Raw genomic sequence first — 15,228 nt, 5'->3', positions numbered from 1 at the left:
ATGCGGTTAATACATTTACTTGTCAATAGTTGGCTAAAATTCCTGTTGTTAAATGAACACAAATAGGAGCAGATCCCTCATCAAATCTATGAGAGTCTGCTCCTATATTAATCAATCCCCACAATCGACCAATTATGATCGGCCTCCGGCGAGATCGTCTTGCGCTCGCGGATGTAGCTTACCAGGATATCGCGGACGGTGCATTCGGACTCCCAGTGCTTCACCGCGCTGACCAGCCTGGAGGCCTTCAAAAGACTGCTGTAGCGGTAATTATTGACGGCAAGCTGAAGCTGATCGGTATCGGCAAGCGGTCTGCCCTGGTACATTAGATTGATAATACGGCTTCCCGCAGGCCAGGAGATATCAATCTGATAATCAACCCCCGCGAACATATCGTAGAGGTAACTCGGCACCTCGGGATCGGCGGCAATCGCCCGGTCGCCCGGCTGCCACTGCCGGAAATGGGCAGCCGACGCTTCCATGTAAGCCTTCAGCTCCTTGCCGGTGACCGTGACGACATACAGCAGGTTATCAAAAGGATAAATGCGGTACACATCCGCATAAGTCAGAGGCCCCTGCTTCAGATCTGCCTTGTCGTTGAACAGGCTGGTGGCGGCAACATCCGCCCCGCTGGCCTGAAGCATCGCCCTCTGGATCAAGGTAATAACCGCCGTATCCTGTACTCTTCCTGCCGGTAACCCTTCAGTTACCTCTGGGGGCTGGAAGTCGGCGGATGCATAGCCGAGAATCCCGCCATCCCCCTCTGTAGAAGGCCCCCCGCCGCCCTGTGCGATGAACCGGAGGGTCTCTTCATGCGCTTCTGTAACCAGACTCCTGAATTCCGGGTCCGGCTCCCAGCCGCTCATATCTACAATCGTCACCTCGCGGTTCACGACCCTTAGCTGTTCACGGTTCCGCTCAACCGTAAGGTCGAAGCGCACGACTTCCCGCCCCCGGTCACGCGGTCCCCCGATGACGGTATTCCCCATACGCTGATTCACCGTAATATGCATATGGCCGACCAGCAGCACATCCGCCTCAGGAACAAGCTCTGCGATGCGTTCGGCAGCATCCGAACCGCCTTCTTCATCGAACTCTGCAACCATTCCCGCATGGGCGCTGATCACAATAAGGTCTGCCTTCCCTTCCGCCCGAAGGGCCGCAGCAAGGATCTGGGCAGTCTCAGCCATGTGGCCGAAGCTTAATCCCTCGACCTTGCCTCCGTCCCAGCGCGGGACGTTGGGGTTCGTAAGTCCGATCACTGCAATCCGGACGCCTTGCCGCTCCAGGATGACATAAGGCTCTGCCAAAAGCTTCCCGGCCTTATCCCGGACATTCGCGGCCAGCACGGGGAAGTCCAGCTCCTGCTTGATTCGTTCCACCAGCTCAAGGCCGAAGTTAAATTCATGGTTGCCCAGAGTCAGAGCCTCATAGCCCAGCGCATTCAGCGCAGCCGCAACCGGATGCAAAGCATCCGGCCGCTTATTGTAGACATCGTCGGTCAGCATATTGCCCTGGAAGACGTCACCGTTGTCGATCAGAAGCACTTCCGTACCGCTCTCTCTGAGCTCCCGGACATAGGAGGCCACTCTGGCCAGCCCGTCATTTACAGTATCCATGCCATCTTCGTAACGGTACCCCCACAGATTGCCGTGAACATCCGATGTGGCGATAATTACGATGCTCAGTTGGTTAGAGCCAGCTTCCAGTTCAATCATTATGTTCCCCTTCTCTATTTCTTGTTATTTCAGAATTGCGCCTGCGGTGAAGCTCTTCTCCATCTGGTCACTGAACAGCACATAAGCGAGCAGAATCGGCAGTGTGGAGATGACCATCGCCGCGGCAAGCGGCCCCCAGCTTATGCTGTACTGACCGCTGAAGTTCATCAGCCCGAGCGGCAGTGTCCGCAGCGACTCCTTCTGAATGAAGGTTGCCGCCATCAGCAGCTCATTCCATACCGCCAGGAACACAAAGATCGCTACCGAGGCCAGCGGCGGCTTCAGCAGCGGCAGTACGACTTTGAAGAAGGACTTAATCACGCCGCAGCCGTCGATGAACGCGGCCTCCTCCAGCTCTTTCGGCATACTCCGCAGGAACGCTGACAGCATGTAGACGCCGATCGGCAGATTCACAGCAATGTACGGCAGGATAATCGAGAGCCGGGAGCTGAGAATCCCCAGATTCTTCAGGATCATGAAGAGCGGGATCAGCGTTGCATGGATGGGCACCATGACCCCCATCAGCAGGATGAACAGAATCAGACCATTATATTTGAATCTCATCCGTGTCAGCGCGTAAGCCATCATAGAAGCAAACAGCAGCACAAAAAAGAGGGTAATCAGCGTGACGGAAACACTGTTAAAAAAGTATTGGTTAACCTTGGCGCTAACCCAGGCCTCCGAAAAATTGCTAAACCGCCATTCGGTGGGAAGCGCCCACACTACTCCGCCGATAATCTCCGAATTATCCTTAAAGGCACTTACCACAAGCCAGTAGAGCGGGAACAACTGGAGGACGGCAATGAGGATCATCAGTAGATAGATGCCTGTGTTTTTGGTACTCTTCAGCATGTCCGGTCCTCCTTAATATTCAATTTTTTCACGGGTCAGCACTTTATTCAGCACCCAGGCAATGATGAGGCATTCCAGCACCATGAACACGGCAAGTGCGCTGCCGTAACCGAAATTCTGCTTCAGGAAGGCTTCCTGGAACATTTTCAGGGCAATCATCGTGGTCGAATGCAGGGGTCCGCCGTTCGTCATGACATATACGCTTTCAAAGGTTTTGAGTGCGTAAATTACGTTCAGGACGATACAGATCCGCAGCACATCTGACAATAACGGAAGGGTAATATGACGGACTGCCTTCCAGCCGACTGCTCCGTCCAGTTTCGCTGCTTCATAATACTGCTCCGAAATGCCCTGTATTCCAGCGAACAGGATCAGCATGTTATAGCCCACATAATGCCATGTCGTGACGATCAGGACAGACAATAACGCGGTTTTGGTATCTCCAAGCCAGGCTTGGGCCCAACTGCCCAGGTGAGCCGCCTCCAGCAGCGTGTTCAGCATCCCGATGTTCGGATCGTAGATTTTGACCCACAGGAGACTGACCATGGTCGTTGACATTACCACTGGGAAGAAGTAAATATTACGGAACCATTTGCGTCCCTTCATCTTGCGGGAGACCAGCAGCGCCAGACCAAACGAGAGCGGAAGCTGGATAAATACGCCGACGAGCAGAAAGGCAACACTATTCCATACCGCCTGCCAGAAGCTTTTATCTGCTGTGAACATCCGGGTATAATTGTCCAGTCCAATGAAGGTCATGGGGTTAATTCCATCCCACTCCTGGAAGCTGTAATATGTCGTCATGATAATCGGTACGAAATAGAAGACCAGAAATACAGTTAGACCGGGCACTAGAAACAAAGCGATTAATTTCTTATCCGAGAGCGCTCTTTCCATTACTAACCACCTATCAGATTGCAGAAAAGCGATGCCGGTCCAAGAGACTGCATCGCCTTTCCCCTATTATATTTGTGAAGCGGTGTTACTCTGCCGAACGGAGTAAGGTTTCCAATTGGGCGGTGTACTCCTCAGGCGTCAGATTGCCGCCATAGAGCTGCTGTGTCATATCACGGTATTCCTGACCAATGTCCGCAGACAGCAGGCCGAACCACATGGCCTGGGTTTTGGCTGTTTTGCCGATATCGGAAGCATAGGTGGAGAGCTGTTCATTCTGCGATTCCGACTTCACATCGCTTGCCGCATAACCGGGCAGGCCTTTACGAACGAATTCATCGTTAAGCTTCAACGACAGGGTAATGGCGAATTCTTTGGCTTTGTCCAGGTGCTTGGAGCTGTTGTTCACGAACAAGGAGTAAGGCGCCGCCGAATTCTGGAACCCGATCGTTGAACTGTAGACATCTTCCGCCCCCGTCTTAGGGAATACGATGTACCCCAGATTGTCGCCCATCGCCTTCGAGAGCGCGGAGAAATTGAAGCTGCCGTCAATCCAGATCAAGGCTTTGTCATTCTTGAATAACTCTTGGGCATCCAGGTAGGCCGAGCCGAGGAAGCCCTTCTGGAAGGTATTGGCGCTCACCAGAGAGGCTACCTGCTTCGCTGCTTCCACAAAAGGGGCATCAGTGAATTTAGCTTGGCCGCTCAGCGCCTTGTCGAAGGCATTGACATCCTGACGCGCTACAAGCAAGTTGTACAGCAGATCCCCTTGCCATCTCTCTTTACCGCCCAGGGCGATAGGAATAATCCCTTTGTCTTCCGCCTTGCTTACAACGGCCTGAAGATCATCCCAGGTTGCCGGAGGCGTAGCGCCGAGATCGTTCATCAGCTTTTTGTTATAATAAAAGACCAGTGTCGTGCTGATATTGGAAGGAACCGAATAGATATTGCCGTCTTCTTCCTTGACCAGCTGGTTGTCCAGGAATTTCGCTCCAAGTCCGGTGGAGTCCAGAGTATCGTTCAGAGGGGCCACCGTTTTCGACTGCAGCACAGGGGTGCGGTAAGACTTCCCGGCATGCTGCTGGAATACATCGGGAAGCTCATTCGCAGCCAGGGCAACACTGATTTTGGTCTTGTAGGTCTCGTCTTGTATGTACTCATACTTCAGATCCACGCCGACTTCGGCTGCGGTAGCCTCGGCAGCTGCCTGATACATCGGATCGGCATCGAAAATCCATAACGAGACAGATTCCTTACCCTCCGCTTTGGCATCCGGTTTCGGGGTTCCCCCGTTGTTCACTTCCGCTCCTCCGCAAGCACTAAGCGCTACACCACAGAGCAGCGCGGATGCTGCAACTAACCCAAGCTTTTTCCCAAACATTTGAGCTGGACCACCTTTCGATATTTACGGATTCGAGTTACAGGTACAATCTTAACAAGTGAACCGCCGAGGACGAATGGAGATATATTGGTTCTAACAGTAAAATTTTTAGGTGTGTCAGCTTACTTTACACTCCCTTTACGAAGTGTTCCCATGTTAACCGCAGCTTTACGCAGGATTTATTGTGACTTAACACATTAAAAAAGCCCGGCTATAATAACCGGACCTGCGCGGTTCCTTCATCGAGTTCTCTCAATAGGGATCTGAATAGGAACCGCTATGTACTTTATTCGGTGTAATCCCGTATCTTTTTTTGAAGCATTTGCTGAAATAGAACGGGTCCTTATATCCCACCTGACGGGCTATCGTCGCTATCTTGGGCGCGGAGGCTTCCCCCTCGGAATTCCCCAGACTGAGCAGCGCCATCGCCTTGCCAAGGCGGACATTCGTCACATATTCCACAAACGACTCGCCGGTCTCCTTCTTGAACGCATGGCTTAAATAGCTCGGGTTCACGAAAAGGGCGCTGGCTGTATTCTGCAGTGACAAGGTATCCTCGGCATAATGCGAAGTCACATGGGCAATGGCCTTGCCGATCAATGCTGTACCGCTGCTCTGCCGCTTCTCCTCACGGCCCCGCCACGCCTCCGGGTCCTGCACATAACCGGCTTGCCGCTTCAAGCGGCTGATGTATCGCTCCGCTTCCCATTTCTCCGTCAATTGGGCACGGATCGTGGTCAGGGCCTGTTCCACCGCATCCTCATCGACGGGCTTCAGCAGATAATGGTCCGCTCCGAGTGAGATGGCCTGCTGTGCATAAGAGAAATTATCATAGCTTGTGATAAAAATCAGCTTGACCGCCGAGTTCAGCTTACGGACCTCCTGAATGAAATCAAGCCCGTTCATATTCGGCATTTCAATATCCGTAATAATAAGATCAATGCTCTGTTCTCCGATGATCCGCAGCGCGGCCGAGCCGTCCTCCGCTTCTGCGGCTACCTCGAACCCCGCGGAAGCCCAATCCACCAGACGGATCAGAAGCTGCCGGAAATAATATTCGTCATCCACAATCAGGACACGGGCTAACGGCGCTGTATTCATATTCTGGCTGTCCCCTCTTCCTGTTCATTCGTTCTCCAGAGCAGCGGTAAGCGCAGCTTCACTTCCACGCCGCTTCCCGGCTCTGACGCCAGGGAGATCCCGTAAGCTTCGCCGAACCGCAGCTGAATGCGGTCCTGAATATTCCGGAGACCGAAGCTGTACCGCTCACCCTGGTCATGGCCGGACCAGATCAGCCGCTGCTGCTCTTGGCTCATGCCCTTGCCGTTGTCACGGACGGTGAAGCAGAGCACATTCTGCCCGCCTGTCCGTTCGATATGGCAGGTGATTTCACACCAGCCCCCATCCGCCATTCCTCTAATGCCATGATGGATCGCATTCTCAACCAGCGGCTGGAGCAGCATCGTAGGCACCTGGCAGGCTTCCAGGCCCGGCTCGAACGAAATCCGGTAATTCAGCTTGCTGAAGCGGATCTGCTGGATATATAAGTAGCTCTCCAGATGCTTCTGTTCCTGCGCTACGGTGATCAGCTCCTGGCCGTTGCTAAGCGAGATCCGGTAGAACTCGCCCAGCGCCTTCAGGATACGGCTGATTTCCTTCTCACCCGACATCACAGCCATCGCCCTTATCGTATCCAGTGTATTGTACAAAAAATGCGGTTTGATCTGCGAATAGAGCAGCCGCAGCTCCAGGATTCGCTTGGTCTTCTCTTCCGCTTCCACTCTGGCCATCAAGCCTTGAATATGCTCTACCATCTCGTTGAAGGTAGCCCCCAACCGGCCCACCTCGTCTTCTGAATCGGCAGCAGCACGCCGGTCGAAATTCCCGTTCCCCACCTCGACAATCACCTCACTGAGCCGGCTTAAGGGCCGGGTCAGACGGCGCGTGAATACAACGGAGAGTAACGCTGCCGAGAGCATACTGATCAGCCCGAAGCCGGCTAATAACAGGGCGATTTTCCAATATCCGTAGGTCAGCTCCGAAATCGTAACCAGGTGAATCACCTTCCAGTCATAGGGGGCAAGGCTCTGCAATGAGACTAAATAGCGCTCTCCGGCGACTTGCTGCGTCCGTGTCCCTTGCGAGACCGACTCTGCCCAGCGGGCAAGGGAAGCTTCTTCAACAGGCTGATTCACACTCGAAGCCTCATTCGCAGAGACAATTCTTCCATTCCGGTTAATGACCAGGGTGGAATTCTTGCGGGTCTGTTCATTGTGGTACAGCCGGGCAAGCGTCCGTTCGTCAATATTGACATAAATATAACCCAGCGGCGTCCCCTTCTCCATGCTCATAATGACTCTGCCCACACTGATCATATTCTTGTGCTGCATCCCGGACAGGAAAGACGGCGTAAGTGAATCTGCCCAGACCGCCCCGCCTTTGGCTGCATTCATCGCCTCTCTGGGATAGATGTCCAGACTCTGCCGGGTAACGCCGGTCAGGTTCGAGGAATAATAGAGGTTGCCGCTTAAGGATTCAATAATAACAGAGTCAATATTCGGCTCGGTCTCCAGCATCGCAGCCAGTGTATTATAGATCGACTTCAGCGCAGCGGCATCATTGCTGGCCCCGGTGTCTCTGCTGAGCAGCTTCTGGGTGTCCTGATGGATCAGGACGAACTTGGTGAAATTCTGGACAGACTGGAACACCGTCTCCATCGACTGCTTCACGAGCTTCACTTCCTGCTGCGAGCTGGCTGTGGTTCGTTCCAGGGTCTGGTTGAAGACAATCCGCTGAATGCTGATCATAAAAATAACCAGCGCCAGCGATACGATAAGGATGTTGCTGAGCAGAATCTTTCGCCGGAGCGGCTGCTTGCCGCTGAACCAAGAAGGCAGCAGCGCCCGGAGCCTCTTCAAGAGGGATGGATAAGACATGAACCGCTTCATCGTTCCCTCCGTTACTTGTGGGTTGTCCTTGTATTATACACAACCTGTCAACGGAATCGGTAAAATAGATGCTGCCGCCCAGGACCTGCCAGAGCCCCCGGCTATGTGCGAATCTGTTCGGCCAGCCGCGCCAGCTCGGCTACCGCCGCAGGCGAGGGGTTGTTGAGCTGAGCCGCTACCGAGCTGCGCAGGAAGCGCCGCACTAGCGCTGATAGCAGCACCTCCGGCAGCTTCAGCAGCGAGGCCAACATGCGCGGGATCGGCGGCCCTGACATGTCCGCCAGGTTCTGCCGCATATGGCGGATCATGCGGCGCACTCCGCCGGGATCATCCGCCAGCGCCTTCGGACCGCCCGCCGCGAATACCGCCTGCAAGAGCGGCACCTCGATCACAGCGTGCGTCTTAAGCCAGGCATCCGTGTGCGGTTCAGCCTTGGCCCTGAGCCCGACGCTGCGAAGCACGCGTATAATCCGCTCCACGCGCGGGGTGGTGCGGCCATCGGGTTCGCCGATAGGGGTCTGCACGAGACGGGTTATGAAGTTATCTGGACGATAGCGGACCACCTCGCCGTCCAACGTACCGGCCGCCGCCGGGAAGCCGAGCAGCACCCGCTCACGGCCGAGCCTTCTGCTGAGCGGCTCCGGGCCGGCCGCCCAGTTAAGCATGAACAATACATCACCGTGCAGACCAGACAGGGAATCCAGTACGGCGTCCACCTGATGGGTGCGGACCAAGACCAGGAACAGGTCGTAGCCGCCGTCTGGATGCTCGACCACCGGCACCGGCACGCTGCGGATGTCCGGGCTGTTTCCTTCGGCTAGCAGCACACCGTGCTGGCGTAAGCTGATCAGACGCTCCCCCCGGGCGAGCAGTGCGACGTTATGCCCCGCCTCATGCAGGCGGGCAGCGAGCAGGCTGCCGAGGGCCCCGGCGCCGTAGACCAGTATTTTCTTAGGGCTCTCCTCATGTGTGTACTTATGTTTGTGCGTATCTTTGTTCGTGGTATCCATCGTTATCCCCCTTGTATGTTGACTATCAGACAATGTGTTGTATGATGAATCATACGGCGTTACCACCTGTTCAACAACCAACAATTGCGCCTGATCTGTCGGATGATTACTAGCTTACAAGGAGGCAAAAGATGAACAAACAGCCTGAAGTAACGGAGAAAACAAGACAAACCTTTATCAACGTGTTCTGTGAGCTTTATTCCGCGAAGCCGATAGAGAAAATCACCATACAGGAGATTGCGAACAGATCCGGGTATAACCGGAGTACCTTTTATCAGTATTTTACCGATGTTTACGATTTGCTTCGTTTCATCGAGAACGATATCTTCAAGGCTATCCGCGAGAAATTGAGCCGTGCTGAGCATAACTCTCCGCAGCCGCAGGAGCTGCTGCAGTTTTTTGAGGAGAATGAAACGGCCTTGCAGGCGTTATTGGGGGATTACGGCAATATGCGCTTTGCTGAAAGGCTTAAAAGCGAGTTTTTCGCGGAGGGACCACAGCCTTGTCTCCCTGATGATCATTCACTGAGCCCCTATCTCATCGAGTTTCAGCTCTCCACCTCATTCTCACTGCTTCGGCTATGGCAGCGCAGGCACAAGGATTTGCCCCCGGAGGAGTTATTACAGCTGATTGACATGCTATGTAATTCCGGAATCTCCTCTGTGGCACAAGAGCCTCATACCACAAACAAAGCAGCGACTCTCCCGTGATGGGAGGATCGCTGCTTTTTGGAGGGGGCGGGAAGGTGTGGGAGGAATGACGAGGGAACGATGTGGCAGGAACGAATAGCGCGGGAACGATGGCAAGGGAACGATGTGACAGGAACGAATGGCGCGGGAACGATGGTGTAGGATCGAATGGTGCGGGAATGATGGAGTAGACTCCTATGGTGCGGGAATGACGGGGCTGGACGCCGATGGTGTAGAATTAGTCCGGGTAGGCAAATAGATGGATTTCCTCCACTTGCTGATGGACAAATGGGTCCTGCTGCGACAGTAGTTGGATAAACGACACTTAATTGATCGCAATTCATGTAAACTCTCAAAGTTGATAACAATAGATGCTGTTTATCCACTTGCTTGCGAGTAATCTCCAGAAATGGATAAATTAAGATACATTTGTCCACTTGCTTGCTGCTACAGCTCCAACTCGAGCTACTCCAGCTACTCCAGTTACTCCAGCTACTCCAGTTACTCAAACTACTCTAACTACTCCAACTAATCCAACTACTCTAACTAATCCAACTACTCTAACTACTCTAACTACTCCAGTTACTCCTCCTGCTCCAACTCGAGCTACTCCAGTTACTCCCACTGCTCCTACTCCCCTGCTCTTGCTATTCCTACTACTTCAGTTTCCCTACTCCAGCACCCCTACTACTACTGATACTACTACTACTACTCCCGCTACTCATCCTGGGAGCTAACCTGGCTTCTTGCCCGCCTGTTAGCAGGTCAATCCGGCAGCAGTTCCTGTAAAGCTTGCAGCAGCCGGGCTTCGGAGGAATCGGTCATGGCTTTGGCTGGCAGCACCAGGGTGTAGACATATTCCCGGCGCAGAATGGACAGGGCCTTGAATTGCGGGAAATTCTTGAACAGGCTGATAACTCTCTGCCCGTCGCGGGTACACTGCCTGATTTCAAACAGCTCCGTGGGGACCGTGAAGCCGGTCTGAATCACTTTGGACATCGCTTCCTTGGCCGTCCAGAGCAGGGTCAGAAAGACCGGCGGCGCAAGCTCAGGTCCAAGCTCCCCGTTCAGCGCCTCCTCCCTCTTACTGGTAATTCTTCTGATCCCCTCCACCGCCTTCTCATCCACCAGCTCCATATCAACGCCTGCGAGAAGACGGGGATCATAATCTACCGCCGCTCCCAGCGTGTCGCAATGGGTAATGGTAATCCGCCGGGTGCTACCGGCCACAATCGGCTGGCACAGAATTCCGTGCTGTATCTGAATCGCAGTCAGGTCGTCCTGTTCCCCGGCTACGGCCATTTTGGCAGCCAGCTTGCCAAGCAAATAGCTGTTGCGTCGCTTGGGATAGCGGAAGCCGAAATACTGCTCCTTCTCCGCCGCGCTCAGGTAATCCAGCGGACCGTCCTCCGGCGGCAAAGAGACCACGCTTAGCCCCAGCCCGTAGCTTCCCTCTGGCCCTTCCAGCTCCAGCCGTACTCTTCTCACCGTGTCTGTGAGGAAATGTCCGTATTGTCTTGCAAAGGTTGTATATTGCATCTGCTACGCCCCTATTCTTACTCATGGTATCGGCTTATTTAATCTCCGCCACGATCTCATTCAGCTTCTTCAGCTCGCTGCCCATCGGTGTAATCACCGACCGGACCTGCTGAGCCAGCGGTTTACCCAGAATATATTTACTGAAGTTCTCCAGCGTACCCGATGGACTCAGATCGAGCAGCAACCGCTGCCCGCCGGAAGTCAGGCTCACCAAAGCCCCGCGGAAATTCATCGGCCGCCTCACTACATTCCACAGGAAGGATTCATCCACGGTCTGCACACTTCCCCCGGCCTTAGCCGATACCAGAGTCACTCCCGGGGCTGGAGTCTTGAATTCGATCTTCTGCATATATGTACGGTAAGGCTTCTCCAGTTCAGCGATGAACGCGGAATGGAAGGCGTAATTCACCGGCAGCTTCAGGCTGGCCACGCCCTGCTCTCTGATGAACTGCTGGATCTCGCTGATATGTCCGCTTCTACAGGCGATGGTGAAGTGCCTCTCGAAATTCACTGCAATCAGCTCCGAGCGGGTATTCAGCTCCGCATTCCTGTGATAGAACTGTTCATTGTCCAGTACGGCAATCATTGCACCGGTCCTGCAGGTTTTATGGAGCAGCTCGACTTGCTTCACGATAAGCTCCAGCGCTTGTTCAGGCGTCAGCACCTTAGCCACCGCCAGCGCCACATACTCGCCCAGACTTACCCCCAGCGTATAGCGGGGAGTGATTCCCTCAGCTTCCAGCGTCTCCGCCAGCGCATATTGAACCATGAAGATTGCAGGATGAGAATAGACAATATTTTCAAAACTGGCTCCTTTGGGCTTCGTGCTCAGATACAGCTCCTCGATCACGCTTGTGCCGGTCAGATCATGAACAATCCGGTCCAGACGCTCCATAGATTGCCGGAAGACCGGATGCTTATCAAACAGCTCAAGCCCCATCTTGTAGTATTGCGAGCCTTGCCCGGAGAACATAAATACGATGTCGCTATGCATTTCCGTACCTCCCGAATGTGGAGCGGCTTACTTGAAATCAAACACTCTGCCATTATTCTTCCGGTTCCTGTAGTTCACGAAATGATTGAGATCGTCGATCTGAAAATACAGATTCTTCTCATAGAGATAGCTCATCGTCTTGCCCGGCGGATCGCCGAAGGAATGACCCGGGAATACCCGCGCGCTGGGCGGGATCAGCCGGATCAGCCGGTGAATACTGTAGAACATATCCTCGGCTGAACCCCCGGCGCTGTCGCACAAGCCGCAGCCTTCAATAAATATCGTATCCCCGGAGAACAGATGGTCTTCGCCCCAGTAACAGACGCTTCCCTGGGTATGGCCGGGAGTCACAAGGCAGGTGATCTCGGAATCGCCGATTTGAATGCGGTCCATGTCCTCGACGGTTCTGAGCCGCTTGCATTGGTATTTGTAGTAATCCGCCTCTGTTCTGGAGAGATAGACGGCCGGATGGTAGAGCATTTCAAGCTTCTTCACCATATTGGTATGATCAAAATGAGAATGGGTCAGCAGCACAGCCTCCAAGGTAGCCCCGTGCGACTCCAGAATACGAATCATCTGCGATACATCCCAGGACGGATCAACCACAAAGGCTTTGCGGGAAGTCTTGTCAATGCCGAGATAAGCATAATTCAAAAAGTTCATGCACTGCGTTTTGAGGGTAAACAGATCGTACGTTTCTTCCATACCCGCCTCCATGAAGATTTGATGTGCCCTATTTCCATAATTTATACTATGAATCTCCTAAATTATCATCTACCTGTTCTTGAACTGTCAATGAATGTTTACACTGTAAAAAGCCTGCAACTGTACATTGCAGACTTTTCCAAGTTAAATCCGTATAGGTCATGTCCTTTCCCGATGGGGTTTAAGCTGGATAACCGCCTCCGGGCGGTGGCCACGCTCCCTGTAGACGGCGGAGCAGCACAATCTCTCCCAGATGGTAGGAGTTATGTGAGGCAATATTGCGTAAGAGCCCGCCCTTCGTCTCACCGGGAAAATGTGCAAGCGTTTCGTCAAGCCGGGCAGTCTGAGCAATAGCAACGGCTTTCTCGACGCCTTGCAGCAGATGCGCAATAGCCTCCTGAAGCTGCGACTCGTCTGCCGGAGCACTCTCCGCAGGCCAGCTTTCCTGAACGCTTGCGGGACTGTGCGGCTTGTTGCCCTCCAGATGGGCCAGCATGAAATCCTGCCAGTAGCCCATATGCATCACCAGTTGGTAGATCGTATAGGGGATTCCTTCTACAGTGTGTCCGGCAAGCTCCAGGGTAAGATCCGGCAAGGCTCTGGCCATCGGAATATGCCCGCGTTCCCCCACCAGAGATTTCACCAGCGCTTGAGCAAAAGCATGATTCGATTCTGACATTTGTAAGCTCCTTTTTGGTTATGTATTATCGAAAATATTTAATTGTGCAAAATATAATTTACAGAAACTAAATATATCTGTATTTAGTAATTTTGTCAAACTTCATGACAAAAAGACTGCCACATTCATGGCAGCCTTTCCTGTTTGTTAACCGTTACAACGTACGAAGAATGCTTAAAAGCTCCTCAGACATGGTGCTTACCTCTTCCACAGAAGCATTAACCTCTTCCGTCAAAGCGGCCTGGGCCTCGGTCAAGCTCGACATGCTGTTAATTTTGGTAAGGATATGGTCAATCCGCTCATTCATTTCCTGCATTGTTTTTTCAATACTGTTCGATGCCGTCTTACTATGGTCCGCGAGCTTTCTGACCTCAGTCGCCACAATAGAGAACCCTCTGCCATATTCCCCGGCATGTGCCGCTTCAATAGATGCATTAAGTCCCAGCAAGCTGGTCTGATTAGAAACCTCGCTGATAAATTGGGTGATTTCTTTGGTCTCATTCGCTTTTACCTTCACTTCTGTTGCAGCCTTGTGGGATTGCTCTTGGACTTCTAACATATCTTGAGCCTGCTCGGTTACCGATACGATCCCCTGGACGATCTCGCTGATAGCAGACAATAAGCCCTCCATCTGCAGATTCACCCGTCTGATGATTTCCTCTTTGTTGATTTCATGCGTAACATCTCGGATCGTTCCTGCTACCCTCAGGGGGACGCCCTGCTCATCACGAATCGTTTCGCCGCCTGCGTGGTACCAGCGATACTCGCCATTCTTGGAGCGTAACCGGTAGGTCACTTTATAGTCCGTCTGCCCTGTGTAATCATTCAGATGATTGGCGAAGGCATCCAGCGTGGGCTGAAGATCCTCGGGATGTAACTGGTTGCTCCAGCTGCTTAACAGGTTAGGGAAATCATGCTCGCCTTCAAAACCAATCGTTCTTCTGAATTGCTCCGACCACCAGAACTCATTATTCGGATTGACCGGATCTCCAGCCAGTACAGTCATGTCCCAAGGGGCTTCAACCAGCGCACGATTAACCAGATCATAGCGGACGACTAGGGCATTCAGCTCATCCTGCTTTGTTTTGGTGTCATGAATATCTAACAAGGCTCCTGCTACCATAATGGGTGATCCGTCAGCAGCACGTACGGTTGTCCCTGTGGCCTGGAACCATTTATACTGACCCGCTTTTGTTAGCAGACGATATTCGATATCGTATTTAATCGTGCCGGTTCTATCCAGCATATGATCGGCAAATAATTGCAGTACGCCAGCCTTATCTTCAGGATGAAGACAATTGGACCAGCTCTCCAGCACATCCGGGAAATCATGCTCATCGGTATAGCCGATCATCCGGCGCAGCTCATTGGACCATCTGAACTCATTGTGCGGATTCACCGGGTCCCCTTCATACACATCCATCTCCCACAACGCTACCTCTATAGCCTCTGTAATCATGTTTAATCTAACCCTGTAGTGATCCTCACGCTTATGTATCACGGACGTTAGTCGCGTTAACAAAGATTGCAGTTCATCAGGATCTGCATTGGAATAGGTATCGGATTGCCCTTCTTCTCTACGTTCAGCCCGCTCCACATACTGCCTTAATGAATTAATAAGCTGACCCTCTGATTGGGGTGTAGCTGCCTTTGCTGAACTTCCTTTGAATTTGTTTAGAATCGGCATGTAGGTTCGTTTCTCCTCATCTCAAGATGTAATCTTCTAATGCATACAGGCAGAAACGCTACGCCGTCCTTATAAGGATGGTACCCGTTTCGTAGGTTATTCCACTTCATCTGAAATGGCTAAATAGAGTAT

The 15,228-nt window shown here is 52.8% G+C and carries 13 protein-coding genes; 1 reads left to right on the top strand and 12 read right to left on the bottom strand.

Annotated features, from left to right (window positions below; translation table 11 throughout):
* Positions 1–107: 107 nt before the first annotated feature.
* From KDC22_RS16655 to KDC22_RS16625, 7 genes are all read right to left on the bottom strand, one after another.
* Entirely contained in the window at positions 108–1,718 is a 1,611-nt protein-coding gene (locus tag KDC22_RS16655; RefSeq protein WP_211719699.1) for a bifunctional metallophosphatase/5'-nucleotidase, read from the bottom strand.
* Positions 1,719–1,742: 24 nt separating this feature from the next.
* A complete protein-coding gene (locus tag KDC22_RS16650; RefSeq protein ID WP_211719698.1) occupies positions 1,743–2,570 on the bottom strand; it encodes a carbohydrate ABC transporter permease in 828 nt (275 codons plus the stop codon).
* 12 nt (positions 2,571–2,582) lie between these two features.
* Positions 2,583–3,467: a carbohydrate ABC transporter permease gene (locus KDC22_RS16645; RefSeq protein ID WP_211719697.1), complete on the bottom strand. Its 885-nt coding sequence runs from the start codon at positions 3,465–3,467 to the stop codon at positions 2,583–2,585.
* 85 nt (positions 3,468–3,552) lie between these two features.
* Positions 3,553–4,845, bottom strand: coding sequence for an ABC transporter substrate-binding protein (locus KDC22_RS16640; protein ID WP_211719696.1), 1,293 nt, complete (start codon positions 4,843–4,845; stop codon positions 3,553–3,555).
* A gap of 252 nt (positions 4,846–5,097) precedes the next feature.
* Positions 5,098–5,946, bottom strand: a complete 849-nt coding sequence (locus KDC22_RS16635; RefSeq protein ID WP_211719695.1) for a response regulator transcription factor — start codon at positions 5,944–5,946, stop codon at positions 5,098–5,100.
* Positions 5,943–7,763 carry a cache domain-containing sensor histidine kinase gene (locus KDC22_RS16630; RefSeq protein WP_211719694.1) on the bottom strand — a complete coding sequence of 607 codons (1,821 nt, stop codon included), beginning with the start codon at positions 7,761–7,763 and terminating at the stop codon, positions 5,943–5,945. Before KDC22_RS16630 ends, KDC22_RS16635 begins: the two co-directional genes overlap by 4 nt.
* A gap of 131 nt (positions 7,764–7,894) precedes the next feature.
* Positions 7,895–8,803, bottom strand: a complete 909-nt coding sequence (locus tag KDC22_RS16625) for a ketopantoate reductase family protein (RefSeq protein WP_211719693.1) — start codon at positions 8,801–8,803, stop codon at positions 7,895–7,897.
* 131 nt (positions 8,804–8,934) lie between these two features.
* On the opposite strand from KDC22_RS16625, the gene KDC22_RS16620 reads away from it, so the two are divergent.
* The gene (locus KDC22_RS16620; protein ID WP_211719692.1) at positions 8,935–9,513 is read left to right on the top strand and encodes a TetR/AcrR family transcriptional regulator; all 579 of its coding nucleotides are present in this window, start codon (positions 8,935–8,937) and stop codon (positions 9,511–9,513) included.
* Positions 9,514–10,257: 744 nt separating this feature from the next.
* Here the strand turns inward: KDC22_RS16620 and KDC22_RS16615 are convergent.
* The 5 genes from KDC22_RS16615 to KDC22_RS16595 form a co-directional block, all read right to left on the bottom strand.
* Positions 10,258–11,031 (bottom strand): 4'-phosphopantetheinyl transferase family protein, encoded by a 774-nt coding sequence (locus KDC22_RS16615; RefSeq protein ID WP_211719691.1) that lies wholly within the window; start codon positions 11,029–11,031, stop codon positions 10,258–10,260.
* 34 nt (positions 11,032–11,065) lie between these two features.
* Complete coding sequence (locus KDC22_RS16610; RefSeq protein WP_211719690.1) at positions 11,066–12,025, bottom strand: acyltransferase domain-containing protein; 960 nt, start codon at positions 12,023–12,025, stop codon at positions 11,066–11,068.
* 27 nt (positions 12,026–12,052) lie between these two features.
* Entirely contained in the window at positions 12,053–12,730 is a 678-nt protein-coding gene (locus KDC22_RS16605) for an MBL fold metallo-hydrolase (RefSeq protein ID WP_173137404.1), read from the bottom strand.
* Positions 12,731–12,911: 181 nt separating this feature from the next.
* Positions 12,912–13,409: a DinB family protein gene (locus KDC22_RS16600; RefSeq protein WP_211719689.1), complete on the bottom strand. Its 498-nt coding sequence runs from the start codon at positions 13,407–13,409 to the stop codon at positions 12,912–12,914.
* Between the two features lie 154 nt (positions 13,410–13,563).
* Positions 13,564–15,096, bottom strand: coding sequence for a PAS domain-containing protein (locus KDC22_RS16595; RefSeq protein ID WP_211719688.1), 1,533 nt, complete (start codon positions 15,094–15,096; stop codon positions 13,564–13,566).
* Positions 15,097–15,228: the final 132 nt, after the last annotated feature.

This window comes from Paenibacillus tritici, from assembly GCF_018207515.1.
In the GTDB taxonomy this organism is placed as follows: Bacteria; Bacillota; Bacilli; order Paenibacillales; family Paenibacillaceae; genus Paenibacillus_AQ; species Paenibacillus_AQ tritici.
Note: the sequence above shows the minus strand (reverse complement) of the source record. Positions and strands in the feature narration are given on the sequence as shown.

What these genes read in the sequence shown, in the direction of transcription:
- KDC22_RS16655 (WP_211719699.1), bottom strand. Translation starts at nt 1,718, where the DNA reads ATGATTGAACTGGAAGCTGGCTCTAACCAACTGAGCATCGTAATTATC.
- KDC22_RS16650 (WP_211719698.1), bottom strand. Translation starts at nt 2,570, where the DNA reads ATGCTGAAGAGTACCAAAAACACAGGCATCTATCTACTGATGATCCTC.
- KDC22_RS16645 (WP_211719697.1), bottom strand. Translation starts at nt 3,467, where the DNA reads ATGGAAAGAGCGCTCTCGGATAAGAAATTAATCGCTTTGTTTCTAGTG.
- KDC22_RS16640 (WP_211719696.1), bottom strand. Translation starts at nt 4,845, where the DNA reads ATGTTTGGGAAAAAGCTTGGGTTAGTTGCAGCATCCGCGCTGCTCTGT.
- KDC22_RS16635 (WP_211719695.1), bottom strand. Translation starts at nt 5,946, where the DNA reads ATGAATACAGCGCCGTTAGCCCGTGTCCTGATTGTGGATGACGAATAT.
- KDC22_RS16625 (WP_211719693.1), bottom strand. Translation starts at nt 8,803, where the DNA reads ATGGATACCACGAACAAAGATACGCACAAACATAAGTACACACATGAG.
- KDC22_RS16620 (WP_211719692.1), top strand. Translation starts at nt 8,935, where the DNA reads ATGAACAAACAGCCTGAAGTAACGGAGAAAACAAGACAAACCTTTATC.
- KDC22_RS16615 (WP_211719691.1), bottom strand. Translation starts at nt 11,031, where the DNA reads ATGCAATATACAACCTTTGCAAGACAATACGGACATTTCCTCACAGAC.
- KDC22_RS16610 (WP_211719690.1), bottom strand. Translation starts at nt 12,025, where the DNA reads ATGCATAGCGACATCGTATTTATGTTCTCCGGGCAAGGCTCGCAATAC.
- KDC22_RS16605 (WP_173137404.1), bottom strand. Translation starts at nt 12,730, where the DNA reads ATGGAAGAAACGTACGATCTGTTTACCCTCAAAACGCAGTGCATGAAC.
- KDC22_RS16600 (WP_211719689.1), bottom strand. Translation starts at nt 13,409, where the DNA reads ATGTCAGAATCGAATCATGCTTTTGCTCAAGCGCTGGTGAAATCTCTG.
- KDC22_RS16595 (WP_211719688.1), bottom strand. Translation starts at nt 15,096, where the DNA reads ATGCCGATTCTAAACAAATTCAAAGGAAGTTCAGCAAAGGCAGCTACA.